Genomic DNA, 23,029 nt, shown 5'->3' with positions numbered 1-23,029 from the left:
TAGGATTATGCCACACTTTTTTCAGCATTTGGCGCAGATTCAATCTGGCGCCACATAGTTTTTCCACCGCTCGACTTGTCGAGCTGCGTGAGCACCTCCTCGTGCGCGGTTATTTCCTGCGGATTGGCGGAAATGACCGGGAGCACGTAGCCAGTGAGGTCGATGCGCTGGGTGCCCACGGTTTTCTCGTCGTCGGCGTTGCCGACGTCGATCAGGAGCGCGTCCTGGCCGCGTGTGAGGTTGATGTAGACATCCGCCAGCAACTCGGCGTCCAGCAGCGCGCCGTGAAGGGTACGGCCTGAGTTGTCGACGCCGAGGCGGTCACACAGGGCATCAAGGCTGTTGCGCTTTCCCGGGTAGAGCTGCTTGGCCATGGCCAGCGTGTCGGTCACCGACTCCACATGGGAATCGATGCCGGGCAGGCGCAGCCGCTCCAGCTCCTTGTTCAGAAAGCCCACGTCGAACGCGGCATTGTGGATGATGAGCTCGGCGTCCTTCAGGTAAGCCAGGATTTCATCGGCCACTTCGGCGAATTTCGGCTTGTCGCGCAGAAACTCGTTGCTGATGCCGTGCACTTTCAACGCGTCTTCATGGCTGTCGCGCTCAGGATTGATGTAGAAATGCAGGTTGTTGCCGGTCAGCTTGCGCGCCACCAGCTCCACGCAGCCAATCTCAATGATGCGGTCGCCGCCTTCGGCGGAAAGGCCCGTGGTTTCAGTATCGAGGACGATCTGGCGAGACATGGCGCTCCTCAGTGGTTCTCTTTGGCGTGGTTGATCGAGTAACGCGGAATCTCCACGGTGAGATCCTTTTGCGCCACGATGGCCTGGCAAGACAGGCGCGACTGCGGCTCCAGGCCCCAAGCCCGGTCGAGCAGATCCTCTTCCTCTTCCTCTGCCTCGTTCAGCGATTCAGAGCCTTGGCGAACGATCACGTGGCATGTGGTACAGGCACAGCTCATGTCGCAGGCATGCTCGATCTCAATGCCGTTTTCGAGCAGGGTTTCACAGATCGAATGCCCAGGCGTCGCCTGGATTTCAGCGCCTTGGGGAGCGTATTCGGGGTGGGGAAGAATCTTGATGACGGGCATGTCTTGGAAATTTTCTAAAGCGTGTCGACCCGCTTGCCGGAGAGCGCTTGCTGAATACTGTGGTTCATCCGCTCGGCCGCGAATGCCTCGGTCCCGTGGGCAAGAGCTTCAGTAGCCTCTTCGATTGCCCGGGCGTCAATGCTGTTGGCGGCGATACCGCGCAGCGCCAGCATCAGCGCGTCGATGCTGGCACGCTCTGCCGGCGCAAGCAGCGCGCCGTCAGCATCCAGGGCGCTTTGCGTGGCCAGGAGCATGCGGTCGGCCTCGACCTTGGCTTCAGCCAGCGCGCGCGCCTTGATGTCAGCTTCGGCGGTGGTGAAGCTTTCCTGCAGCATGGTGGCAATCTGCTCATCGCTCAAGCCGTAGCTGGGCTTGACGTCGATCTTGGCTTCGACGCCGCTGGATTGCTCCTTGGCGCCGACACTGAGCAGGCCATCGGCATCGATGGAGAACGTCACCCGGATGCGGGCAGCGCCCGCGGCCATGGGCGGAATGCCACGCAGTTCGAAGCGGGCCAGGCTGCGGCAATCCTGCACGAGATCACGCTCGCCCTGCACCACGTGCAGCGCAAGCGCCGTCTGACCGTCCTTGTAGGTGGTGAAATCCTGCGCCATCGCCACAGGGATGGTCTGGTTGCGCGGTACGATGCGCTCGACCAGTCCGCCCATGGTCTCGATACCGAGCGACAGCGGAATGACATCGAGCAGCAGGAGGTCTCCTGCGGCATCATTGCCTGCCAGTTGATTGGCCTGCACGGCAGCCCCCAAGGCCACGACTTCGTCAGGATTGAGGTTGACGAGCGGCGGCTTGCCGAACAGCTCGGCGACCGCACGCTGGACTTGCGGCATGCGCGTGGAGCCCCCCACCATGACCACGCCCTGCACGTCTTTCGGTGCCAGCTTGGCATCGCGCAGAGCGCGTTGGACAGCAGCCATGCAGCGTGCGGTGAGATCGGCGGTGGCGGATTCGAAATCCTGCCTTGTCAGTGTGGTTTCAATGCTTTCAGCCCCGGATGCGGCTCGGAACACTGTTTCCTGCGCAGCGCTCAGGGCCTCCTTCGCGCTGCGCGCTGCGGCCTTGAGGGCAGCCTTGGCGTCGGCGGATGCCATGGCCGCGCCGGTTTTGGCCAGGACCCAGTCGATCAGCGCACGGTCGTAGTCGTCTCCGCCCAGAGCCGAATCACCGCCCGTGGCAATGACTTCAAAGACACCTTGCGTAAGGCGCAGGATGGAAATATCGAAGGTACCCCCGCCCAGATCAAAAACGGCGTAGACGCCCTCGCTGGCGTTGTCCAGACCATAGGCGATGGCAGCGGCAGTGGGCTCGTTGATCAGGCGCAGCACATTGATGCCCGCCAGTTGCGCGGCATCCTTGGTGGCTTGGCGCTGCGCATCGTCGAAGTAGGCAGGTACCGTGATCACGGCGCCGTAAAGATCGTCGTCGAAAGTGTCTTCGGCGCGCTGGCGCAGCGTGGCCAGGATCTCGGCACTGACTTCGACCGGAGACTTCTGCCCGTGCACGGTGTGGAGGGCCAGCATGCCGGGCTGATCAATGAACCGGTAGGGATATTTCTCGGGATGCGCGATGTCGGCCAATGCGCGGCCCATGAAACGCTTGGCGGACTGAATGGTGTTCTCGGCGTCTTCCGGTCCGCCAGCCGTCAGCGCGGCATAGCCGATCTGGCGCCGGCCGCCTGCCAGGTAGCGCACCACGGAGGGCAGCAGCACACGGGCATCGTCGTCCGGCAGGCACTCGGCCACGCCGTGGCGAACGGCGGCCACCAGCGAATGTGTAGTGCCCAGGTCAATGCCCACGGCAATGCGCCGTTGATGCGGGTCGGGTGTTTGGCCGGGTTCGGAAATCTGGAGCAGCGCCATCGAATAACTTCTAGAAATCTTGCAAAGCGAAGCTGAAAAACTTCAAGCAGCCAGTGTCTCACGCTTGCGCGCGATGTCATCTGCCAGCTTGTCCAAAAACATCAGCGCCCGCACGGATTGCGCCACGCCCGGCCAGTCGGCCAGGTCATCAGCCTGCTGCGCGATCTTGCGCAGCATCTCGTCCGACAGGGATGCCGACAGTTCGTCGATCTGATGCAATTCGCTGGCGGTGGCGGCATCGTCCAGGCGCTCACGCAGCTCCATTTGCTGCATGAGAAACTCCACCGGCATGGCAGTGTTGTTCTCGGCGCCGATGGGGGAGCCGTTCAGCTCGGACAGGTAGGCCGCCCGCTTGAGAGGATCCTTCAGCCGGCGGTAGGCCTCGTTGATGCGGGCAGACCATTGCATGGCCACACGCTGTGCCGCCGCGCCCTGCGTCGCGAACTTGTCAGGGTGGACCTGGCGCTGCAGCTCTTTCCAACGGGTGTCCAGCTGAGCCGCATCCTGCGCAAAGCGCGGCGGCACGCCGAAGAGTTCGAAATCGGTGGACTGGAGGTTCATGGGACGGGATGCAAGGCCTTGAAAGGCTGGCTGTTCTTTTATCCCCCTCGCTTGGGGAGGGACACAGGTGAAAACAAGCGGTCTGCCTATTGGCGCCGCCGCTTGCCCTCACCTCAACCCTCTCCCATAGGAAGAGGGAGCAAATTCAGAGACAGCTCCTGCAAGGAAGAGGTCTGCCTTCAAATACGATCAACTCAAACGCGGAACGACTCTCCGCAACCGCAGCGGTCTCGCTCGTTGGGGTTATTGAACCGGAAACCTTCGTTCAGCCCTTCGCGCACGTAGTCAAGCTCCGTGCCATCGATATAGGCCAGGCTTTTGGGATCGATCATCAGCTTGATGCCGTGCGCCTCGAACAGAACGTCCTCGGGCGCGACCTCGTCCACATACTCGAGCTTGTAGGCCAAGCCGGAGCAACCGGTGGTCTTGACACCCAGCCGAACCCCCACGCCCCTGCCGCGCTTGGCGAGATACTTGCTGACGTGCCGCGCTGCGGCTTCAGTGAGGGAGACCGACATTGATCAGGCGTGCTTTTGCTTGTAATCGTTGACCGCGGCCTTGATGGCGTCCTCGGCCAGGATCGAGCAGTGGATCTTCACCGGCGGCAAAGCCAGTTCCTCGGCGATCTGGCTGTTCTTCAGCTCAGCCGCTTGATCCAGCGTCTTGCCCTTGACCCACTCGGTGACGAGCGAGCTGCTGGCAATGGCGGAGCCGCAGCCGTAGGTCTTGAAGCGGGCATCCTCGATCACGCCGGTAGCCGGGTTGACCTTGATCTGAAGTTTCATCACGTCGCCGCAGGCGGGAGCGCCGACCATGCCGGTGCCGATCGAATCGTCACCCTTGTCGAAGCTGCCGACGTTGCGGGGGTTCTCGTAATGGTCGATGACTTTGTCTGAGTAAGCCATGGTTGTATCTCCTAGGTAGAACATCCGGCACCAGGCATTCCGGCGCCGATTTCAGTTAATCGTTAGTGAGCGGCCCACTGGATGGTCGAGATGTCGATACCTTCCTGGTGCATCTCCCACAATGGGCTCAATTCACGCAGCTTGGCAACGTTCTGGCGGATGGTCTCCACCGCGTAGTCGATTTCTTCCTCGGTCGTGAAGCGGCCGATGGTCATGCGAAGGCTCGAGTGCGCCAGCTCATCGCTGCGGCCCAGTGCGCGCAGCACATAGCTGGGTTCGAGCGACGCCGAGGTGCAGGCCGAGCCGCTGGAGACGGCCAGGCCCTTGATGCCCATGATCAGCGATTCGCCTTCGACGAAGTTGAAGCTCATGTTCAGGTTCTGCGGCACACGGCGCTCCATGGTGCCGTTGATGAACACCTGATCGATGTCCTTCAGCCCGTCGAGCAGCCGCTTTTGCAGGCGTGCGGCATGGGCGTTGTCATCGGCCATCTGCTCCTTGGCGATACGGTAGGCTTCGCCCATGCCGACGATCTGGTGGGTGGCGAGCGTACCGGAGCGCATGCCGCGCTCATGGCCGCCGCCATGCATCTGTGCTTCGATCCGCACGCGGGGCTTGCGGCGCACGTACAGCGCGCCGATGCCTTTGGGGCCGTAGGTCTTGTGCGCGGTGAGGCTCATCAGATCGACCGGGAGGGTCTTCAGATCGATCTCGACACGGCCTGTGGCCTGCGCGCTATCGACGTGCAGGAGCACGCCCTTTTCGCGGCAGATGTTGCCAATGGCTTCAATATCCTGGATGACACCAATTTCGTTGTTGACGAACAGCACGCTGGCCAGAATGGTGTCGGGGCGGATGGCCGCCTTGAATTTTTCCAGATCGAGAAGGCCGTCTTCCTGGACATCCATGTAGGTGACTTCGAAACCCTGGCGCTCCAGCTCGCGCATGGTGTCCAGCGTGGCCTTGTGCTCGGTCTTGAGGGTAATAAGGTGCTTGCCCTTGCCCTTGTAGAAATTCGCGGCGCCCTTCAGGGCCAGGTTGGTGGATTCGGTCGCGCCCGACGTCCAGACGATTTCACGCGGATCAGCACCGATCAGGTCGGCCACCTGCTGGCGGGCTTTTTCGACTGCTGCTTCGGCTTCCCAGCCCCAGGCATGGCTGCGGCTGGCGGCGTTGCCGAAATGCTCGCGCAACCAGGGGATCATGGCATCAACCACGCGGGGGTCAACCGGCGTGGTGGCGCCGTAGTCCATGTAAATGGGGAAATGTGGGGTTTCGCTCATGGCTGGCTTTGCTGGCTATGAATTAGTTATTGAAATGAAGAACTCGCGGCCAAGGCGCTCAAATGCGCCTCAGGACTTGACGGCAATACCGCCAAGCGCAAAGACCGAATTGGGCGCGTTCACACGGATAGGTTTGACCACCGGCGCGCTGGAGATGGCACGCTTGGTGGCGGGCTTGTCTTCGACTTCGATGCCTTTGGCGATCTGGTCGTCCACCAGCTTTTGCAGGGTCACGGAATCGAGAAACTCGACCATGCGGGCATTCAGGGAGGTCCACAAGTCGTGCGTCATGCAGCGGCCGCCGTCGCCATGGCAGTTTTCCTTGCCGCCGCAGTGGGTGGCATCGATGGGTTCATCCACGGAAACGATAATGTCGGCGACCGTGATGTCAGCCGCCTTGCGTCCAAGCGAATACCCGCCACCCGGGCCGCGGGTAGACTCCACCAGTTCATGCCGGCGCAACTTGCCGAACAGCTGTTCAAGGTACGATAGGGAGATCTGCTGCCGCTGGCTGATCGCCGCCAGCGTCACCGGGCCGTTATCCTGGCGCAGCGCGAGATCGATCATGGCGGTTACCGCGAATCGACCCTTGGTTGTAAGGCGCATGGCAAACTCCTTGACTGTATGGGATTGAATTGGGCTCGTGGGGACCATCCCCGCCAGCAGCCGGATACCAGCCACCGGGTGTAAGCGACTGATGCAGCGGGCTGCGCCAATCTATTTCCGAGTGTTTTTCTCAAGTATACACTCTTTTCCCTATTGACAGGGAGGGGGCGCCGCATTAGCCGCTCACCCATACCATGCAGAACTTTTCCTACAGAGCTTTCGTCTGTAGCTGACAAAGTGCGCGAACACATGGACATAAATTCAGGGTACACCGGGCATATGAACATCAGCCCCGGGAATACTGGAAGGAAATTTCACATGAAAAGCCATCTTCACCGCCTGACGCTTCTGGCCGCCGTGGCCGCACTGACCACCGGTCTGGCCGCCTGCAACAAAACCGAAGAGCAGACAGCCGGCCAGAAGCTTGACTCAGCGATTGCGAAAACCGAGGACGCCGCCCGCGACGCACAGGCTTCTGCAGCGGCAGCCGCCAACGAAGCGAAGGACGCCGCCGCCCGCGCGGGTAACCAGCTCAAGGAAGGCGCAGCTCAAATGAGCGCTGATGCCAGCGCCGCCGCTTCGCGCGTGGCAGACAGCGCCGGCGATGCGGCCATCACGGCATCGGTGTCGGCCGGACTGCTGAAAGACCCGGATCTGAGCGCGATCAAGATTGATGTGAGTACCAAGGACGGAATCGTCTCCCTGAGCGGTCCGGCGCCCTCTTCCGCCGCCAAGGAACGCGCTGAAACCATCGCCAAGGGCGTGACAGGGGTCAAGGAAGTGCGCAACAACCTGGAAGTGAAGGGATAAGCCTCCTTCGAAGTAGAGCGGCGGCAGGAACCGGATGACTTCTCTTTCGGCCGGGAAGAAATCGGGCAGTCCTGTTTCAGGACGGCGCCGGATACTGCTTGAAAAGATAAGTCCGGTCGATGTCGCCGCAGGATGCCACCCCCAGCATCGCCATGTTCCGGTCGATTTCTGACTGCAGCAGCTTGATGCCGTGCCTTACACCGGCGCGGCCAGCCACTGCCAAGGCATGATTGAACGGACGGCCCACGAATACCATGCGTGCTCCCAGGGCCAAGGCCTTGAGAACGTCAGTGCCTCGGCGAAAACCGCTGTCAACCATGACCGGCATCGATCCGGCGGCGTCGACAATGCGCTCGAGTACTCTCATGGGCGCCACGGCGCCATCAAGCTGGCGGCCGCCATGATTGGAGACAATCACGCCATCTACTCCCTGCCTGGCCGCCTGCGCGGCGTCAGCCGCGCTCAACAGCCCCTTGATCACCAACGGCCCCTGCCAGGCCTGACGGATGCGCGCCACATGGCCCCAGTCGAAGTGGTCGCGAGCCGAGAAGTCGCGCAGCACATTGCGCGAAAGAATGGGAGCCCCGCGTTCAGCGAACGAATTTTCGAAGTGAGGCATGCCGTGGCGCAGCAGCGTCCGAGCGAAAGTGCCCGCCAGCCAGCGCGGATGGGTCAAACCATCCATGGCCAGGCGCAAACTTGGACGCAGTGGGGTTGAAAAGCCGGTGCGGATGTTGTTCTCCCGGTTAGCACCGACGGGAATGTCGACGGTCACGACCAGTGTCTCGAAGCCCGAGCTTCGAACACGACCAAGCAACGCGAAGATACGCTCGATATCACCCGGCAAATAGGCTTGAAACCACGTACCCGGCGCAGCCGCAGCCACCTCTTCCATGGGAATCAGCGAGGAGCCGCTGAGCACGGCAGGAATACCCGCGGCGTGAGCCGCTTGTGCCAGCGCGATGTCACCGCGATAGCCGGACAGCGCTGCCAGGCCCATGGGAGCAATGCCGAACGGGCTTTCGTAGGTGATGCCGAACAGCGACTGCCGCTGGGAACGCCCCGATACGTTGACCAGCGTCCGGGGGACTAGCGCGAAATCATCGAAACCCGCTCGGTTGGCTCGCAGCGAGGCATTGTCCTCGGCCGCGCCGGCGACATAGCCGTGGATGGGACGCGGCAACGCTCGCTGCGCCAGTGGCTCGAAATCCTTGAGCGCAAGCACGCCCGACAACCTGGATGACATGTGTGTGTCCACGGTGGCGCGAATGGCCCGCGCCACGAAAAACGAGAGAGAAAGTGAAGCTCAGGCGAGCGTTTGTCCGCCGTCGAGCGTGATCGTGCTGCCGGTGACGTAGGATGACGCGTCCGAAGCCAACCAGACCGCGATGTCCTTGAGCTCTTCAGGCCGGCCGATGCGCCCCAGCGGTACCTGGCGCACGAAGGCGGCGTACTTTTCGGGGATATCCATTTCAGCCTGCGTGAGCGGCGTCAGGAAGCGGCCGGGCGCCAGCACGTTCACGCGCACTCCGCTCGGCGCCCACTCCATCGCCAACGCTCTCGAAAGGTTGATGACCGCGGCTTTGGCAGCTGAATAGGGCGCGTTGCCCGCGCGGCCCCGCACGCCAGCAGTGGACGCGATGTTGATGATCGAGCCGCCGCCGTGCGCCAGCATGTGCCGGCCTACGGCGCGGCACACCTTGAAGGTCGATGAGAGGTTGGCAGCGATGACCTGGTCCCACTCTTCGTCCGAGATATCGACACTGGGCTTGCGCAGGCTCCCGCCCGCGGCATGAACCAGCACGCGCACGGATCCAAGTTCCGCAACCGCCTGGGCCACGGCGGCATCGACCTGGTCGCTACGTGTCGCGTCGGCCACCATCACTAGCGCGCGCCGCCCCAAGGCCTGCACCTGACCGGCCACGGCATCGAGGTCGGCACGCGTGCGCGCGAGCAGCGCCACATCGGCCCCGGCTTCGGCAAGCCCCAGGGCGATGGCACGGCCCAAACCTTTGCCCGCACCAGTAATCAGGGCAACTCGGCCGGCGAGATTCTGGGTGGGATAGACAGATTCGGTCATGGGAGCACTCCATTCATTCAGGTTTGATGCCAGCGGAGCGGATGATGCCACCCCACTTGGCAGCATCAGCCTGAATGAAGGCACGAGTAGCCGCTGCGTCCGTTGCCAATGTGGTCAGCCCGAGATTCGACAACTGCGCCATGGATTCGGGTCGCCGCAAGGCGGCCTCGAAAGCCTTCTGCAGGCGCTCGACGATAGAGGCGGACACACCCGCGGGTGCGAACACCGCATACCATACCGATGCCGTGAAGTCCGGCAAACCTGACTCAGCCACGGTAGGCACATTGGGCAACTGGCTTACGCGCTGCGCCGAAGTGACTGCCAAGGCCTTGAGTCCTCCACTGCGGATCTGAGGAAGAAGCGGCGGCATATTCTCGAAGGACAACGTGATACGCCCGGCCAGCAGATCCTGCATCGCCGGCGCCGTGCCCTTGTAAGGCACATGGATCATCTCGGTACCGGTCATGCGCTCGAACATCCGGGCGCACAAATGCTGCGTGGAACCAGGCCCTACCGAGCTGTAGCTCATTTCGCCAGGATGCGCCTTCAGGTAGGCGATCAGTTCACGCACAGAATTCACGGGCAGCGAAGGAGAGACCACCAACACATTGGGCACGGTCGCCACGCCAATCACCGGCACGAAATCGCGCATGGGGTCATAGGGCAAATTGGGATAAAGCGCTTGCGCGGTGGCATAGCCGGGCGTGCTCCCCAGTGTCAGCGTATAGCCGTCAGGGCGCGAGCGCGCCACCGCCGTCGTACCGATCACACCGCTGGCGCCGGCCTTGTTGTCCACCACCATGGGCTGCCCGAGCGTGCGGCTGGCCTCCTTCGCGAGCAGGCGGCACAACAGATCATTTGTTCCGCCCGCAGCCCAGGGGCTTACCAAAGTGATGGGCCTGGAGGGATAGTCGTCTGCCAGGGCCGGCCAGGATGAAAACAAACTGCCCAGGCCCATGGCCTGGATGAGATGGCGCCTTTGCATGGTGGTGTGCCTTTCCGGGTTACGGATGGATTTCGAATGTGCAGATCGTCTCGACCGGCGCCGTGTAGATCAGATCCGGCACACTCAGGCTCGCGCGAGCCATGGCGGCACGCTCCGGCCCAAGAACTTCGGTGAACAGATCGGAAGCGCCGTTGGAGACATAGGGCGCGCGCTCGAAGCCCGGCGCCCCGTTGACGTAGACAAGCAGTTGCACGACGCGCTTGATCCGATCGAGGTCACCCAGCACCGCCTTGGCCTGCGCAAAATGATTGATCGCGCACAGGCGTGCCGATTGATAGGCCTCGTCCACCGACACTTTGTCCCCCACCTTGCCTAGGTAAGGAAAGACACCGTTGGTGTGCCCGATGGCGCCTTGGCAGAAAAACAGGTTGCCCACGGCGACACCAGGAACCAGTGCGGGATTGGCCTTGATGACGGGTGCGTCAGGCAGCTCAATGCCCAGCTCGCGCAGGCGGGATTCGATCGCGCTCATGAGGTCATCCCAACTCGGCGACGCACTCGATTTCGAGCAGGAAATCCTTGCGAGGAAGACGTGCCTCAACGGTGGTGCGGGCTGGCCACGTGGCCGGATCGTTGCCGAAGAACTCGCGGTAGATCTCGTTCATCTCATCGAAATCGGCCCGGCGATCAAGAAAGACATTGACCTTGACTACCTGGGCGAGCGAGGAACCAGCGTCTTCAAGGATGTTTTGCAGGTTCGTCATGCATTGGCGCATCTGGGCGGTGAAATCACCCTTGGCCAGTTGCATTTCACCGTAATAGGCTGGGCAACCCGAGACGAAAACGAGGTTGCCGGTCTTGACGGCATGCGCGTGCGGTGCCTTGGTTCGGGTCACGCGCGGGCTATAGATCACTTGCTTGGTCATGCGAACTCCTTTGTTGGTGCCTCAATGTGCCTCGACAGGAGCGCTTCAGCAAACGAATAGTTTCGAACATTGTGTTGCTCATTGCGCAACACAATGCTCCGCTCGCTCTACAATGGCGCCGTGATCCTGCAAACCTCCCTTCTGCGCTTCCAGGAAGTCGCGCGCTGCGGCTCCATTCGCGCCGCCGCGGAGCGGCTGTTCGTGACCCCCTCGGCGCTCAGCCGTGAATTGCAAAAGCTCGAAGACGATCTGGGCGTGGTGTTGTTCGAGCGGCGCGCCCGGGGGATGGTGCTCACCGCCGCCGGCAAGATCTACCTCAACCACGTGCGCGATTCCCTCAACGGCATCGAACGCATGCGCTCGGAGCTCGATGCGCTGCAGAACCTGCACCGCGGCCACGTCTCCATACTGTCGGTCGAGGGCTATGCATCGGATTTCCTGGCGCCCTCGATCGCGCAGTTTCAAGACGACTACCCCAATATCACCTTCGCCTTGCGCATCACTGGTGCCAGCGCAGTGGTCAGCGGCATCGCGAACGGCGAAGCCGACATCGGCCTCGTATTCAATCTTCAGCCCAGCGAGGACATGCATTCGGTGCTGCACTTGCATGTGCCGCTGCTTGCGGTGATGGCGCCAGGCCATCCGCTGGCGCGGCGCAAGAGCCTCACGCTCTCGCAATTGGCCTCGCAGCGGCTGGCGCTGCCCGACACATCGTTCGGCATGCGCCGTCTCATAGACTTGCAAAGCCAGATGTCCAAGGTACGCCTCGCGCCGGCGCTCGAAGCCAATTCGCTGGCAGTGCTGCGTGCTTTCGCGCGCACGGGCGGCGGCATCACGATGCTGTCCCGCATGTCCATCCGCGACGACTTGGTCACACGGCAACTGGTGGGCGTTCCCCTGGATGACTCTCTGCTCAGCCAGAGCGGCATCGACGTGTGCACCCTCACCCACCGCAAGCTGCCGCTCGCAGCCGCGGCTTTTCTCGAACACCTGATCCGCACAGGACACGCGAACGCCTGAGCAGCGTTGCTCCCGCCTTTGAGAGAGCCCCTTTTTGGTGCGGTTCAGTCCAAGATTAGCGTTGCATAACAGGCAACGATGTGTTCAGGAAATTTCGTTTGCCGCAGCGGTAGCGCTTCCTTAAGCTATACGGAACTTTCTTTCACGGCCAAGCCGTGCACGTGACCCAACCTGCGGAGCTTCTTCCGATGACGCATCTTCTCGATATCCACGCGGGCGCGACCGAAACCCTTGCACCAGCCGATTTCCGCTGGCCTGAAGGCAAGCGCCTGGGCATCTTCTTCCGCGTGGCCCTGGAGGCCTGGTCCGATGGCGCCTGGCCCAGCTTCGGCCCCATGGGTAACCCGCTCAAACCCGGCACGCCCGACCTCAACGCCCTGGGCTGGGTCGAGTATGGCGCGCGCCGGGGCATCTACCGTGTGCTCGAGGTGCTGGAGCGGCAGGACATCCGCTGCAGCATGCTCGTTTGCGGAGCGCTGGCCGAGCGCTATCCAGACATGCTGCGCCGGGTGGCCGATGCCGGTCACGAAATCGTGGCGCACTCGTGGGGCATGGACGTGATCCCGGCTTACCTCGATGAAGAAACCGAGCGCGCCAATATACGCCGCACCACCGAAGCGCTGGAGCATGCCTGCGGCGTACGGCCCATTGGCTGGATCAGCCCGCGGGCCACGCCCAGTCCGCGTACCGCGCGCCTGCTGGCCGAAGAAGGCTACGAGTGGCACGGCGACACCATGAACGACGATCTGCCTTACCTGGTGAGCTTCGGCGGGCGCAACATCGCCGCCTTTCCGGGCGGCATGGAAATGAACGACACGCCCCACGCGATCCGCTATGGCAATGCGCCGCGCCAGATGTTGGAACTGTTTGACGACTGGCTCGAGTACGTTCGCCGCCACGAGCAAGGCGCTGTGCGCCTCAACCCTTCGATCCACGGCCACGTTTTCGGCCGCCTGAGCGGCATCGGAGTGTTCGAGACGCTGATCGAGCGCGCCCGCGCCCTGGATGACGGCTGGATTGGCCGCCAATGCGATGGCATCCGCCATCTGCGGGCCACGCTCGGACAGGCTGCCGGTTGATCTCCGCATTCACGACACAAAAAGGAATAGCCATGGAAAAACGGCCCCTCCCAGACTTGACTCGGCGCGGCTTGCTGTCTGGCGGTTGCGCGCTGGCAGCCCTGCTCGCCGCACCATCCGCGCGCGCCGCGGGCTTCCCTGCTCGGCCGATCCGCCTCGTGGTGCCGTACCCCGCGGGAGGCTCGACCGACATCGTCGCGCGCCTGGCAGCCAAGCAGTTGGGTGACGCCATCCACGGCAATGTCGTGGTGGACAACAAGGGTGGCGCTGCCGGCGCCATCGGTGCCTCCGATGTCGCGCGGTCGCAACCCGACGGATACACCTTGCTCGCCAATATCGTCACGTCGGCCGTAATCATGCCCATCACGCAGGGAAAGAACCTTGCATATGACCCTATCGGCGCCTTTCAGCCAGTGGCCATGGTGTGCAAACTACCCAATGTGCTGGTCATCAACAAGGACATTCCAGCCCGCAATTTTCAGGAATTCGTGGCCTGGACGCGCGCGAACCCCAAACGCGCCAACTATGGCACAGGAGGCACGGGCAGCGTCATGCACCTGACTGGTGAATTGCTCAAACGCGACGGCAAGTTCGACATGGTTCATGTGCCCTATAAAGGTGCGGCCGCCGCCATACAGGATCTGATGGGCGGCAATCTGGCGGCCGTCCTCGACAACATCACGGGTTTGATGGGCGCCATCCGCTCTGGCAGCGTACGCGCCATCGGTGTCTCCACGGAACAGCGCTCCGTCGCGCTGCCGGACGTGCCCACCTTCGCTGAGGCGGGCATTCCCGGCTTCGCCAATTCCAGTTGGTTCGGTGTATTCGCACGCGCCGGCACGCCTCCCGATGTGCTCGCCACGCTGGAAAAGGGGGTGCTCGAAGGCTGTGCCCGACCAGAGGCCGTGACGCGGTTGCGCGAACTAGGCGCCGTACCGGCTCCTATGGGCGCCAGCGCGATGGACACATTCTGGAAAGCCGAATTCACTTACTGGCGCAAAGCCATCGCGGCCGCGGGTCTCGACCTCAACTGAGCCCTTAGAACGTGTTCACGATCTTAACCATGACCATGCAACGGAAGGAAATCGTCCTTTGAAATTCGCGAGTTTTGAATACGCGGGCCGCCACACCTATGGTGTGTTTCGTGGCGACCGCCTTGTGGACCTGGGGACCCGGCTAGGAGCGCGCGCGCCTTCACTACGCGCCTTGATCGCCCAAGGTCTGCTGCATGAGGCGGGTGAACAGGCCGACGCGAGCACCGATACGCTCGATCCGCGCGAGGTGAAATTCCTCCCGGTGATTCCCGATCCCGCGATGATTGTCTGCGTAGGTCTGAATTACGCCGATCATGTCAAGGAAACCGGCCGTGATATCGCCGCGGCGCCCGTCGCACCCACACTTTTCTTGCGCACTGCCGCTTCGCAAGTGGGTCACGATCAGGATATCCCGTTGCCACCGGAGTCTTCCGCGCTCGACTTCGAGGGCGAGATCGCGGTGATCATCGGCAAGGGCGGCCGCCGAATTTCCAAGGACGACGCTTGGGATTACATCTGCGGCTACGCCTGCTACAACGATGCCACCCTTCGCGACTGGCAAAGCGCCGCATCACAATGGACTGCCGGAAAGAACTTCTGGCGCACGGGCGCATTCGGCCCCTGGATGGTGACCTCCGATGAAATTCCGCCCGGGCGCCCAATGACACTGGTGACACGCCTCAACGGTGTGGAGATGCAGCGGTCAAACACCGAACTGCTGATCCACGACATTCCGTCGCTTATCGCCTATATCTCGGCTTTCACGCCACTTTCGCCTGGCGACGTCATCGTGACGGGAACACCCGGCGGCGTGGGTTTCAAGCGGAACCCCGCGGTCTACATGCGGCCCGGCGACCTGGTGGAGATCGAGGTCGATGCGATCGGCGTACTGCGCAACCGCATTGCCACCGAACTTGCAGGCTAAGTCACTTCAGAGGGCCGTCAGGTTGCTCACGCAGCGGCGCTGCCCTCCCCTGCCGCGCCGAACACGCGGCTCTTGAGTCCGGCCAGTTGATCGCGCACACGGGCCGCCTGCTCGAACTCCAGGTTGCGCGCGTGCTCCAGCATGAGTTTTTCCAGGCGCCGGATTTCCTTGGCAAGATCCTTCTCGGAAAGCGCCTCCTCCTGCACCGGGCCTGATCCCGCCCGCACGCGTTCGGCGTCGCGCCCATTGCGTTCGCTATAAACGCCGTCAATCAAGTCGCGCACTTCTTTGACAATGCCTCGGGGCTTGATGCCGTGCTCGAGGTTGTGGGCTATCTGCTTGTTGCGCCTGCGCTCGGTTTCGCCGATGGCCTTCTTCATCGACTCGGTCATTTTGTCGGCGTACAGGATGGCCTTGCCATTGACGTTCCGCGCCGCCCGGCCGATGGTCTGGATCAAAGAGCGTTCTGCCCGGAGAAAGCCTTCCTTGTCGGCATCCAGGATGGCCACCAGCGACACTTCCGGAATATCCAGGCCTTCGCGCAGCAGGTTGATCCCCACGAGCACATCGAACGTGCCCAGGCGCAGGTCGCGGATGATTTCCACGCGCTCCACGGTATCGACATCGCTGTGCAGATAGCGGACCTTCACGCCGTTGTCGGTCAAATACTCCGTGAGCTGCTCGGCCATCCGCTTGGTGAGCGTGGTGATCAATACACGCTCATGCTTCTCCGCCCGGATACGGATTTCCTGCAGTACATCATCCACCTGATGCGTAGCTGGGCGCACCTCTACCTCGGGATCGATCAAGCCCGTGGGGCGGACCACCTGCTCCACGACCTGGCCGGCATGTTGCTTCTCGTAGTCAGCGGGCGTGGCTGACACAAAAATCACCTGCCGCATGCGCTGCTCGAACTCACCGAACTTCAGCGGGCGGTTGTCCAGCGCGCTCGGCAAGCGGAAACCATATTCGACCAAAGTGGTCTTGCGGGCACGGTCGCCGTTGTACATGGCGTTGAGCTGGCCGATCATCTGGTGGCTTTCGTCCAGGAACATGATCGAATCGCGCGGGAGATAGTCGGTCAACGTGGCAGGCGGATCCCCAGGCGCTGCCCCTGAAAGGTGGCGGGTGTAGTTCTCGATGCCCTTGCAATGGCCAAGCTCGGTGAGCATCTCCAGATCAAAGCGCGTGCGCTGTTCGAGCCGCTGGGCCTCGACGAGCTTGCCCTCCTGAACGAAGAACTTCAGGCGCTCGGCCAACTCCAGCTTGATCGTTTCCACCGCGGCAAGCGTTTTCTCGCGCGGGGTGACATAGTGGCTCGAAGGGTAGATCACAAAGCGCGGCACCTTCTGCTGAACCCGGCCGGTGAGCGGATCGAACAGTTGGATGCTCTCGGTCTCGTCGTCGAACAATTCGATGCGCACCGCCAGTTCGCTGTGTTCCGCGGGGAACACGTCGATGGTGTCGCCGCGCACGCGGAAGGTGCCGCGTGCGAAATCGGTGTCGTTGCGCTGGTATTGCATGCGCACCAATTGGGCAATGGTTTCGCGCTGGGGCTGCTTTCCGCCGACCTTGAGAATCAACCGCATCTGCAGATAGTCGTCAGGCGCGCCAATGCCGTAGATGGCGCTCACCGTGCCCACGATGACCACGTCGCGCCGCTCAAGCACGCTCTTGGTCGCGGACAAACGCATCTGCTCGATGTGCTCGTTGATGGCGCTGTCTTTCTCGATGAAAAGATCGCGCTGCGGCACATAGGCTTCAGGCTGGTAGTAGTCGTAGTAGCTGACGAAATATTCGACCGCGTTCTTGGGAAAGAACTCGCGGAATTCACTGTAGAGCTGCGCCGCCAGAGTCTTGTTGGGCGCGAAAACAATGGCTGGCCGACCCAGCCGGGCAATGACGTTGGCCATGGTGAAGGTCTTGCCCGACCCAGTCACGCCCAGCAGAGTCTGAAAGGATTCACCGGCCTCCACGCCCTCGACCAGCGCCTCGATGGCCGCAGGCTGATCCCCTGCGGGCGGATAGGGCTGGAAAAGTTGGAAAGGCGAGTCGGGAAAGGACACGAATTGGCCCTCATTCGGCACTTCAGCTACAGCGGTAGAGGTCATATGGATGTTTTGGTCGGGGCGAACCGCTAAAATTCAAGGGTTTTCCCCCTCCAGCGTAGCGCATGTGGCTCGGCCGTGTTGGGTTACGTCTGATTCGTTGCTTTTCCTTTCCTCAGGATTTGTCCGCCATGTCTCTCTTTTCCGCCGTCGAAATGGCTCCCCGCGACCCCATCTTGGGTCTCAACGAACAGTTTGCCGCAGACACCAACCCCAGCAAGGTCAACCTGGGCGTGGGTGTGTACTTCGATGAGAACGGCAAGCTGCCGCTGCTCCAGTGCGTGCAAACGGCAGAGAAAGCGCTGATGGATGCGCCCAAGCCGCGCGGATATTTGCCGATCGACGGCATTGCGGCCTACGACACCGCCGTGAAGAAACTGGTCTTCGGTGCTGATTCGGAAGTCTTCAAGGCTGGCCGTATCGCGACCGTGCAAGGCCTGGGCGGTACCGGCGGGCTGAAAATCGGCGCCGACTTCCTGAAAAAGCTCAAACCCGGTGCCAAGGTGCTGATTTCCGACCCCAGCTGGGAAAACCACCGCGCCCTGTTCACTCAGGCCGGCTTCGAGGTGGAAACCTACCGCTACTACGACAGCGCCACCCGCAGCCTGAACTTCGAAGGCATGCTGGCTGATCTGAAGGCCGCTGCCCCAGGCACCATCGCGGTACTGCATGCCTGCTGCCATAACCCGACTGGCTACGACATCACGCCCGCCCAGTGGGATCAGGTCATTGACGTGGTGAAGACCCGTGGCCTCACCCCCTTCCTGGACATGGCTTACCAGGGTTTTGCCAATGGCATCGCCGAAGACGGCGCGGTAGTGGGCAAGTTCGTGGCCGCGGGCCTGAGCTTCTGCGTATCGACCTCCTTCTCCAAGAGCTTCAGCTTGTATGGCGAGCGCGTGGGCGCCCTTTCCGTGCTTTGCGACACCAAAGAGGAAGCCGATCGCGTGCTCTCGCAGCTCAAGATCATGATCCGCACCAACTACAGCAATCCGCCCACCCACGGCGGCGCGGTGGTGGCCATGGTGCTGGAAGACCCCAAGCTGCGCGCCCAATGGGAAGAAGAGCTGGCCGGCATGCGCGTGCGCATCAAGGCCATGCGCCAGAAGCTGGTCGAAGGCCTGAAAGCCGCCGGCGTGAAGCAGGACATGGGCTTCATCACCACCCAGGTGGGCATGTTCAGCTACTCCGGCCTCAGCAAAGACCAGATGGTCCGTCTGCGCAATGAGTTCGGCGTGTACGGCACCGACACCGGCCGCATGTGCGTGGCCGCGCTGAACGACAAGAACATCGACTACGTCTGCCAGTCGATCGCCAAAGTGATCTGACAACTGCCTCCCAGTCAGCCTGTCTGGCTCAGGCTGCCCCGGAAACGCCCTGCCTTGCGCAGGGCGTTTCCGCATTCAGGCTTTGCCCCGGCTCAGGGAGCCAGCACCAGATCCTTGGCGGTGATGGTATTGGCGACCGTCAGAACGACTGCCGGCGCCGTGTTTTGAACGGTGTAGCCCGGCGCGCTGGCCAGGATGTTGTAGCTGCCTGCGGCCGCTGCATCCGCGGTGAATACCAATGGCCCATTGGCCATGTACGGTGCTGTAACCGGAGCAGCCAGAGGCAGCGGCAAGCTGTAGACGGCCGTGACAGGATCGACCAGCATCTGGGCCACATCCAATGTCTGTCCGGTACTCAGCACCTGCTGCGCATTCACGGCGGCTTCCGGCAGAAGGACATTGGAAGCATTCGTCACGACCCCCGCGACAGCCGCTGATGGAGATGCCAGCAACGGAATGGGTGTTGCCGAAGTGTTCAGGGCAGTCGTGCCGGCCGCGATCGACACGGGAACATTCGTGACCGCTGCAGTGGTCAAATCCCTGCCCGCAACCACCACGGTATAGCTGGTGTTTTCCGGCAGATAGGCCAATACGAATTTACCCGTGGTGGGGTTCGGTACCGTGGCGCGAAGGTTGTGCTGCGGATCGCGGGTGGACACCACCACACTCGAAGCCAGAAGAGGATCCACGTAACCCACGATCTCCGTGGTCAATCTCGGAATCACTGCTACCACGGGCTTGAGATTGTATTTACCGGAATTGCCTGCCCGGACGATCGACTTGCACGCATTGAAATCCAGCACCATATCGGCCACTTGGCCACCTGTGATGTCGAAATTAGCCTTCAGTTTGAAACCGCTTTGCTGGCCACTGGGCGTGGTCAGCGCCACTTCACCCGCGGATCCCGACAGCACCAAGGCATTGGCCAGGGGATTTGATGGCGAGGGATTCGCGGGGTTGTCGGCCAGCACCAGGCGAACTTGCTGGTAGTTGCCCGCTGGCAGAGGCAAGGTGCCCAATTCCTGCAGCACGCCATTGGTCAAACCCAGCAAGTCGATCCGCTGAGGGGGAATGGTCAGTTCGCTCCAACCGGCCTCGTTTTCGCCCGCGGTGGCGCTTTGGTGCACGCGGATCTTGGTGACCGTGACATAAACGTTGTCATAGCCGCAGGCCGGCGCGTCGGTCATGGCCAGCTTGAGGGTTCCTTGCTGAGAGTTCCCACTGTCTCCGCCACCACCACATGCCACCAGACCGGCTGTTATCAACCCGAAACTAGCCCAGCATAGCGTCTTGGCAGGCTTGAATCTTGATGCCTGGCTCATAAAACACCTCTTTTGCAGTCAATACAGCGCAATGCTAGGAGCCCTGGCGCGGGCATCATGTTACGACTCGTAGACTCAATCTCGCGCCAATCCTTTGACCAATCAGCCCCAGGCGGATTCCACTCCCCCGCTATGGGCGAGCTGACATCACTGTCCTCCGAACGCTGTCGCGCGTTAGCCCACTGACAATAATGTGAAATTTTCACATTCAATTGACACTTGAACTTGGACGGATCTCAACAGATGGGGTTGATCTAGCAGCCGGTTGGACTGCCTTGAACCGAGGACTGAAAATTTTACTGAATTCCTTTTTACTCACCATTTTTGTAACAAAACAACATGAAATTGGCTGGGAAAATTTCAAATTTACCCAGAAAAATATCAATTAAATCAATAAGTTAAATGAATTAAATTAGCTTAAAGATCTCTTCACTCATAAATTGATTGCAATTCTCACAAATGTAACCATAAGATGTAGTTAATTTTTTCGAAGAGGAGCAATCATGAAGAAGGGTTTGGTTATCGGTTCAATGAAGGCCTCGCTGGCTGCAGGTGTACTTGCGTTAGCGCCCATGGTTCACGCTGCGACGGTCTATGCAGATCAGGTGGTCGCCGAAACCACGTTCAACTGGTCGACTGGAGGGGATGGCGTCTATCACACAGGCGATGACGTCAATAATCAATGGGGTCAGATCGAACAGCTTGATAGCGGAACCGCTGCCATTACGGCAGACTTCCCTCAAAATGGAAATGGCTCACTGCGTTTGGCCTCCAACGGCGGCGCCAGCAGCAAAGGTGGGGTCGCTTATTACCCGCCCGGCCTGACTGGCTTCGGCCCCCTGAGCAGCATTACCGCAGCGTCGTTCGAGTACAAGCGCGATTCAGCCAGTGCCAACCCCGCGCCGGTGATGCGTCTGTTCCTTTTCAATCCCGGCACAGACACCCATGTCGCCACCTTGGTCTGGACTTCCGGCCTCAACGGTGTTACCGATGCGGCGACCGACGCCGCTTGGCAAACTGCCGACGTGCTTGGTGGTACTGTGATCCAGCTTAAGTCAGGTGGCCCGTTTTACAACCAATCCATGACATTCGCTGCTGCTAAACAGGCCGCCGAGTTGCAAGGTCTTATCGTGCGTGCTGTCGAAGTCGGCTTTGGCAGAGGCGGTTGGAATGGTGATTTCGTGTCAGGCGCGGATACCGTTCTGCTCACTGGCAGCGCTGCGTCTGTCAGCGCCAACTTCGAAGCGACACGTCCACCGCCACCTGAGGGCGTGGCGTCGGTGCCTACCCTGTCTGAGTGGGGCATGGTAGTTACCGGCTTGCTGCTTGCGGGCGCCGCGGCGGCACGCGTCCGTCGCCGCCAGGGTTAAGAGGCCTCTTCCTCAATCTATCTACAGATCGCTCGGTTTCCCCGTCATTTCCGCGCAAGCGGGAGTCCAGTGGCAGTGGTTGACGAGGCCTCCCCGCTGGGTACTGGCTTTTGCCGGTATGACGGTTTTTTTGCACCAGGCCCGCCGCCTATCTCGTCTCTAGATCGTCTCTAGAAATCTTCCTGGCTGCCAGGCGCCAGGCTCTCGAAGCGCGTGAGCTGCTTCATGAAGGCCAACCGCACCGTACCCGTGGGGCCGTTACGCTGCTTGCCGATGATGATCTCGGCCACACCAGGATCGCGCGATTCCTTGTTGTAGTAGTCGTCGCGGTAGATGAACATGATGATGTCGGCATCCTGTTCGATAGCGCCGGATTCACGCAAATCGCTCATCATGGGGCGCTTGTCGGTGCGCTGCTCCACGCTTCGGTTGAGCTGGGACAGTGCAATCACCGGGCACTGCAGCTCCTTGGCCAGCATTTTCAAGCCCCGCGAAATCTCGCCCAATTCAGTCGCACGGTTGTCTTCACCACCACCGCTGCCGCTCATCAGCTGCAAATAGTCGACCACGATCAGGCCCAGTTTGCCGCATTGACGCGCCAGCCGCCTGGCGTTGGCCCGGAGTTCACTGGGCGTCAAACCCGGCGTTTCGTCGATATGCAGGGAAATGGTGCGCAGGCGTTCAATGGCTTCCGTCAGGCGGGGCCATTCTTCATCCGTCAGCTTGCCTGTACGCAGGTGGCCTTGGTCGATGCGGCCGATGGAACCGACGATACGCACCGCCAATTGAGCGGCACCCATTTCCATGGAGAACACCGCCACCGGCAGTTGCTCATTCAGCGCCACGTGCTCGGCGATGTTGATGGCGAAAGCGGTCTTGCCCATCGAAGGACGGGCCGCCAACACGACCATGTCGCCCGCCTGCAGGCCTGAGGTCATGCGGTCGAGATCGTAGAAGCCCGTCGGTACGCCAGTGACGTCAGCCGGGTTATCAGCCATTTCCTGCACACGGTCGAGCAGGTCTACCACCAGCGAATCCATCGACTGGAAGCCTTGCTTCATGCGGGAGCCTTCTTCACCGATCTTGAAGATCTTGGATTCAGCCTCGTCCAGGATCTTGGCCACGGGCTGGCCACGGGGGTTGAAGGCGTTGGTGGCGATTTCGTCGCTGGCGGTGACCAGTTTGCGCAGAATCGAGCGCTCGCGCACGATTTCAGCATAGCGGCGAATGTTGGCAGCGCTGGGAACGTATTGAGCCAACGAGTTCAGGTATGCCAGGCCGCCGATTTCATCGCCTTTGCCCAGGCGCTGCAGCTCTTCGTATACGGTGATGACGTCTGCCGGCTTGCTTTCGTTGATCAGCTTGCTGCAGGACGCAAAGACCAGCTTGTGCTCATGGCGGTAGAAATCAGAGTCGCTCAGCAGATCGCCAATACGGTCCCAGGCACTGTTGTCAAGCAACAGGCCCCCAAGCACGCTCGACTCTGCCTCGATCGAGTGTGGAGGAATGCGCAGCTGCGCGACCTGGCGGTCTGGTGGCGCATCGTCGCCGAGATCTGGGTAGCTGGGAGGGAAGACTGAGGACATGAGGCTAAAAAATTTCCCGGCGAGCGTTAACAGGGAGATAGTGCGCAGTCTGAATGCTACGCTGGCCAGCCTTGGGTGTCACTGGACAACCCTGGGGACAAGCGGTGCATGAGCAGTGCAAAGAGTGATGGAAAGTGCCCCATCACCTGTGGACAACTCTGTGCACAAAAAAC

Annotated in this window: 23 protein-coding genes; 7 read left to right on the top strand and 16 right to left on the bottom strand. The window is 61.2% G+C overall.

Annotated elements, in window-relative coordinates:
* Positions 1-5 precede the first annotated feature (5 nt).
* From dnaQ to iscR, 8 genes are all read right to left on the bottom strand, one after another.
* The gene (gene dnaQ, locus WJU18_RS12555; RefSeq protein ID WP_423460382.1) at positions 6-743 is read right to left on the bottom strand and encodes a DNA polymerase III subunit epsilon; all 738 of its coding nucleotides are present in this window, start codon (positions 741-743) and stop codon (positions 6-8) included.
* An 8-nt stretch (positions 744-751) separates the two neighbouring features.
* Positions 752-1,090: an ISC system 2Fe-2S type ferredoxin gene (gene fdx, locus WJU18_RS12550; RefSeq protein ID WP_423460381.1), complete on the bottom strand. Its 339-nt coding sequence runs from the start codon at positions 1,088-1,090 to the stop codon at positions 752-754.
* Between the two features lie 14 nt (positions 1,091-1,104).
* Entirely contained in the window at positions 1,105-2,967 is a 1,863-nt protein-coding gene (gene hscA, locus WJU18_RS12545) for a Fe-S protein assembly chaperone HscA (RefSeq protein ID WP_423460380.1), read from the bottom strand.
* A gap of 42 nt (positions 2,968-3,009) precedes the next feature.
* Positions 3,010-3,528 carry a Fe-S protein assembly co-chaperone HscB gene (gene hscB, locus WJU18_RS12540; protein WP_423460379.1) on the bottom strand — a complete coding sequence of 173 codons (519 nt, stop codon included), beginning with the start codon at positions 3,526-3,528 and terminating at the stop codon, positions 3,010-3,012.
* A 194-nt stretch (positions 3,529-3,722) separates the two neighbouring features.
* The gene (iscA, locus tag WJU18_RS12535) at positions 3,723-4,046 is read right to left on the bottom strand and encodes an iron-sulfur cluster assembly protein IscA (RefSeq protein WP_423460378.1); all 324 of its coding nucleotides are present in this window, start codon (positions 4,044-4,046) and stop codon (positions 3,723-3,725) included.
* 3 nt (positions 4,047-4,049) lie between these two features.
* On the bottom strand, positions 4,050-4,433 hold the full coding sequence (gene iscU, locus WJU18_RS12530; RefSeq protein WP_423460377.1) for a Fe-S cluster assembly scaffold IscU: 384 nt from the start codon (positions 4,431-4,433) through the stop codon (positions 4,050-4,052).
* A gap of 62 nt (positions 4,434-4,495) precedes the next feature.
* Positions 4,496-5,716 (bottom strand): IscS subfamily cysteine desulfurase, encoded by a 1,221-nt coding sequence (locus WJU18_RS12525; protein ID WP_423460376.1) that lies wholly within the window; start codon positions 5,714-5,716, stop codon positions 4,496-4,498.
* A gap of 69 nt (positions 5,717-5,785) precedes the next feature.
* A complete protein-coding gene (gene iscR, locus WJU18_RS12520; protein ID WP_423460375.1) occupies positions 5,786-6,322 on the bottom strand; it encodes a Fe-S cluster assembly transcriptional regulator IscR in 537 nt (178 codons plus the stop codon).
* Between the two features lie 318 nt (positions 6,323-6,640).
* Here iscR and WJU18_RS12515 point away from each other — a divergent pair, with 318 nt between their 5' ends.
* A complete protein-coding gene (locus tag WJU18_RS12515; protein WP_423460374.1) occupies positions 6,641-7,132 on the top strand; it encodes a BON domain-containing protein in 492 nt (163 codons plus the stop codon).
* A gap of 76 nt (positions 7,133-7,208) precedes the next feature.
* On the opposite strand, the gene WJU18_RS12510 is transcribed toward WJU18_RS12515, so the two are convergent.
* Genes WJU18_RS12510 through WJU18_RS12490 form a run of 5 tightly spaced genes read right to left on the bottom strand, consistent with a single transcriptional unit; the run spans position 7,209 to position 11,084 of the window.
* Positions 7,209-8,378 (bottom strand): alpha-hydroxy acid oxidase, encoded by a 1,170-nt coding sequence (locus WJU18_RS12510; RefSeq protein WP_423460373.1) that lies wholly within the window; start codon positions 8,376-8,378, stop codon positions 7,209-7,211.
* 60 nt (positions 8,379-8,438) lie between these two features.
* On the bottom strand, positions 8,439-9,212 hold the full coding sequence (locus tag WJU18_RS12505) for an SDR family NAD(P)-dependent oxidoreductase (RefSeq protein WP_423460372.1): 774 nt from the start codon (positions 9,210-9,212) through the stop codon (positions 8,439-8,441).
* Between the two features lie 13 nt (positions 9,213-9,225).
* Positions 9,226-10,197, bottom strand: coding sequence for a Bug family tripartite tricarboxylate transporter substrate binding protein (locus WJU18_RS12500; RefSeq protein ID WP_423460371.1), 972 nt, complete (start codon positions 10,195-10,197; stop codon positions 9,226-9,228).
* 19 nt (positions 10,198-10,216) lie between these two features.
* Positions 10,217-10,690: a RidA family protein gene (locus WJU18_RS12495; RefSeq protein WP_423460370.1), complete on the bottom strand. Its 474-nt coding sequence runs from the start codon at positions 10,688-10,690 to the stop codon at positions 10,217-10,219.
* Between the two features lie 4 nt (positions 10,691-10,694).
* Complete coding sequence (locus tag WJU18_RS12490) at positions 10,695-11,084, bottom strand: RidA family protein (RefSeq protein WP_423460369.1); 390 nt, start codon at positions 11,082-11,084, stop codon at positions 10,695-10,697.
* A 93-nt stretch (positions 11,085-11,177) separates the two neighbouring features.
* Here WJU18_RS12490 and WJU18_RS12485 point away from each other — a divergent pair, with 93 nt between their 5' ends.
* From WJU18_RS12485 to WJU18_RS12470, 4 genes are all read left to right on the top strand, one after another.
* Positions 11,178-12,104, top strand: a complete 927-nt coding sequence (locus tag WJU18_RS12485) for a LysR family transcriptional regulator (RefSeq protein WP_423460368.1) — start codon at positions 11,178-11,180, stop codon at positions 12,102-12,104.
* A 188-nt stretch (positions 12,105-12,292) separates the two neighbouring features.
* Positions 12,293-13,183: a polysaccharide deacetylase family protein gene (locus tag WJU18_RS12480; RefSeq protein WP_423460367.1), complete on the top strand. Its 891-nt coding sequence runs from the start codon at positions 12,293-12,295 to the stop codon at positions 13,181-13,183.
* A gap of 32 nt (positions 13,184-13,215) precedes the next feature.
* Entirely contained in the window at positions 13,216-14,217 is a 1,002-nt protein-coding gene (locus WJU18_RS12475) for a Bug family tripartite tricarboxylate transporter substrate binding protein (RefSeq protein WP_423460366.1), read from the top strand.
* A 58-nt stretch (positions 14,218-14,275) separates the two neighbouring features.
* On the top strand, positions 14,276-15,142 hold the full coding sequence (locus WJU18_RS12470; RefSeq protein WP_423460365.1) for a fumarylacetoacetate hydrolase family protein: 867 nt from the start codon (positions 14,276-14,278) through the stop codon (positions 15,140-15,142).
* 26 nt (positions 15,143-15,168) lie between these two features.
* Here the strand turns inward: WJU18_RS12470 and uvrB are convergent, their stop codons facing one another.
* On the bottom strand, positions 15,169-17,253 hold the full coding sequence (uvrB, locus tag WJU18_RS12465; RefSeq protein ID WP_423460364.1) for an excinuclease ABC subunit UvrB: 2,085 nt from the start codon (positions 17,251-17,253) through the stop codon (positions 15,169-15,171).
* A 128-nt stretch (positions 17,254-17,381) separates the two neighbouring features.
* On the opposite strand from uvrB, the gene WJU18_RS12460 reads away from it, so the two are divergent.
* Entirely contained in the window at positions 17,382-18,578 is a 1,197-nt protein-coding gene (locus tag WJU18_RS12460) for an amino acid aminotransferase (protein WP_423460363.1), read from the top strand.
* A gap of 92 nt (positions 18,579-18,670) precedes the next feature.
* Here the strand turns inward: WJU18_RS12460 and WJU18_RS12455 are convergent, their stop codons facing one another.
* A complete protein-coding gene (locus WJU18_RS12455) occupies positions 18,671-19,900 on the bottom strand; it encodes a DUF4382 domain-containing protein (protein ID WP_423460362.1) in 1,230 nt (409 codons plus the stop codon).
* A gap of 503 nt (positions 19,901-20,403) precedes the next feature.
* Between WJU18_RS12455 and WJU18_RS12450 the strand changes: the two genes are divergently transcribed.
* Positions 20,404-21,270, top strand: a complete 867-nt coding sequence (locus tag WJU18_RS12450; protein WP_423460361.1) for an IPTL-CTERM sorting domain-containing protein — start codon at positions 20,404-20,406, stop codon at positions 21,268-21,270.
* A 170-nt stretch (positions 21,271-21,440) separates the two neighbouring features.
* Here the strand turns inward: WJU18_RS12450 and dnaB are convergent, their stop codons facing one another.
* The gene (gene dnaB, locus WJU18_RS12445) at positions 21,441-22,856 is read right to left on the bottom strand and encodes a replicative DNA helicase (protein ID WP_423460360.1); all 1,416 of its coding nucleotides are present in this window, start codon (positions 22,854-22,856) and stop codon (positions 21,441-21,443) included.
* Positions 22,857-23,029: the final 173 nt, after the last annotated feature.

It is taken from the genome of Ottowia sp. VDI28, assembly GCF_049532675.1.
GTDB lineage: Bacteria > Pseudomonadota > Gammaproteobacteria > Burkholderiales > Burkholderiaceae_C > Ottowia.
The sequence above is the reverse complement of the archived record's forward strand: the minus strand, read 5'-3'. Positions and strand labels throughout refer to the sequence as shown.

Bases quoted from the DNA above. Each gene is read 5' to 3' on its own strand.
- dnaQ (WP_423460382.1), bottom strand. From the start codon at position 743: ATGTCTCGCCAGATCGTCCTCGATACTGAAACCACGGGCCTTTCCGCC.
- fdx (WP_423460381.1), bottom strand. From the start codon at position 1,090: ATGCCCGTCATCAAGATTCTTCCCCACCCCGAATACGCTCCCCAAGGC.
- hscA (WP_423460380.1), bottom strand. From the start codon at position 2,967: ATGGCGCTGCTCCAGATTTCCGAACCCGGCCAAACACCCGACCCGCAT.
- hscB (WP_423460379.1), bottom strand. From the start codon at position 3,528: ATGAACCTCCAGTCCACCGATTTCGAACTCTTCGGCGTGCCGCCGCGC.
- iscA (WP_423460378.1), bottom strand. From the start codon at position 4,046: ATGTCGGTCTCCCTCACTGAAGCCGCAGCGCGGCACGTCAGCAAGTAT.
- iscU (WP_423460377.1), bottom strand. From the start codon at position 4,433: ATGGCTTACTCAGACAAAGTCATCGACCATTACGAGAACCCCCGCAAC.
- WJU18_RS12525 (WP_423460376.1), bottom strand. From the start codon at position 5,716: ATGAGCGAAACCCCACATTTCCCCATTTACATGGACTACGGCGCCACC.
- iscR (WP_423460375.1), bottom strand. From the start codon at position 6,322: ATGCGCCTTACAACCAAGGGTCGATTCGCGGTAACCGCCATGATCGAT.
- WJU18_RS12515 (WP_423460374.1), top strand. From the start codon at position 6,641: ATGAAAAGCCATCTTCACCGCCTGACGCTTCTGGCCGCCGTGGCCGCA.
- WJU18_RS12510 (WP_423460373.1), bottom strand. From the start codon at position 8,378: ATGTCATCCAGGTTGTCGGGCGTGCTTGCGCTCAAGGATTTCGAGCCA.
- WJU18_RS12505 (WP_423460372.1), bottom strand. From the start codon at position 9,212: ATGACCGAATCTGTCTATCCCACCCAGAATCTCGCCGGCCGAGTTGCC.
- WJU18_RS12500 (WP_423460371.1), bottom strand. From the start codon at position 10,197: ATGCAAAGGCGCCATCTCATCCAGGCCATGGGCCTGGGCAGTTTGTTT.
- WJU18_RS12495 (WP_423460370.1), bottom strand. From the start codon at position 10,690: ATGAGCGCGATCGAATCCCGCCTGCGCGAGCTGGGCATTGAGCTGCCT.
- WJU18_RS12490 (WP_423460369.1), bottom strand. From the start codon at position 11,084: ATGACCAAGCAAGTGATCTATAGCCCGCGCGTGACCCGAACCAAGGCA.
- WJU18_RS12485 (WP_423460368.1), top strand. From the start codon at position 11,178: ATGCTCCGCTCGCTCTACAATGGCGCCGTGATCCTGCAAACCTCCCTT.
- WJU18_RS12480 (WP_423460367.1), top strand. From the start codon at position 12,293: ATGACGCATCTTCTCGATATCCACGCGGGCGCGACCGAAACCCTTGCA.
- WJU18_RS12475 (WP_423460366.1), top strand. From the start codon at position 13,216: ATGGAAAAACGGCCCCTCCCAGACTTGACTCGGCGCGGCTTGCTGTCT.
- uvrB (WP_423460364.1), bottom strand. From the start codon at position 17,253: ATGACCTCTACCGCTGTAGCTGAAGTGCCGAATGAGGGCCAATTCGTG.
- WJU18_RS12460 (WP_423460363.1), top strand. From the start codon at position 17,382: ATGTCTCTCTTTTCCGCCGTCGAAATGGCTCCCCGCGACCCCATCTTG.
- WJU18_RS12455 (WP_423460362.1), bottom strand. From the start codon at position 19,900: ATGAGCCAGGCATCAAGATTCAAGCCTGCCAAGACGCTATGCTGGGCT.
- WJU18_RS12450 (WP_423460361.1), top strand. From the start codon at position 20,404: ATGAAGAAGGGTTTGGTTATCGGTTCAATGAAGGCCTCGCTGGCTGCA.
- dnaB (WP_423460360.1), bottom strand. From the start codon at position 22,856: ATGTCCTCAGTCTTCCCTCCCAGCTACCCAGATCTCGGCGACGATGCG.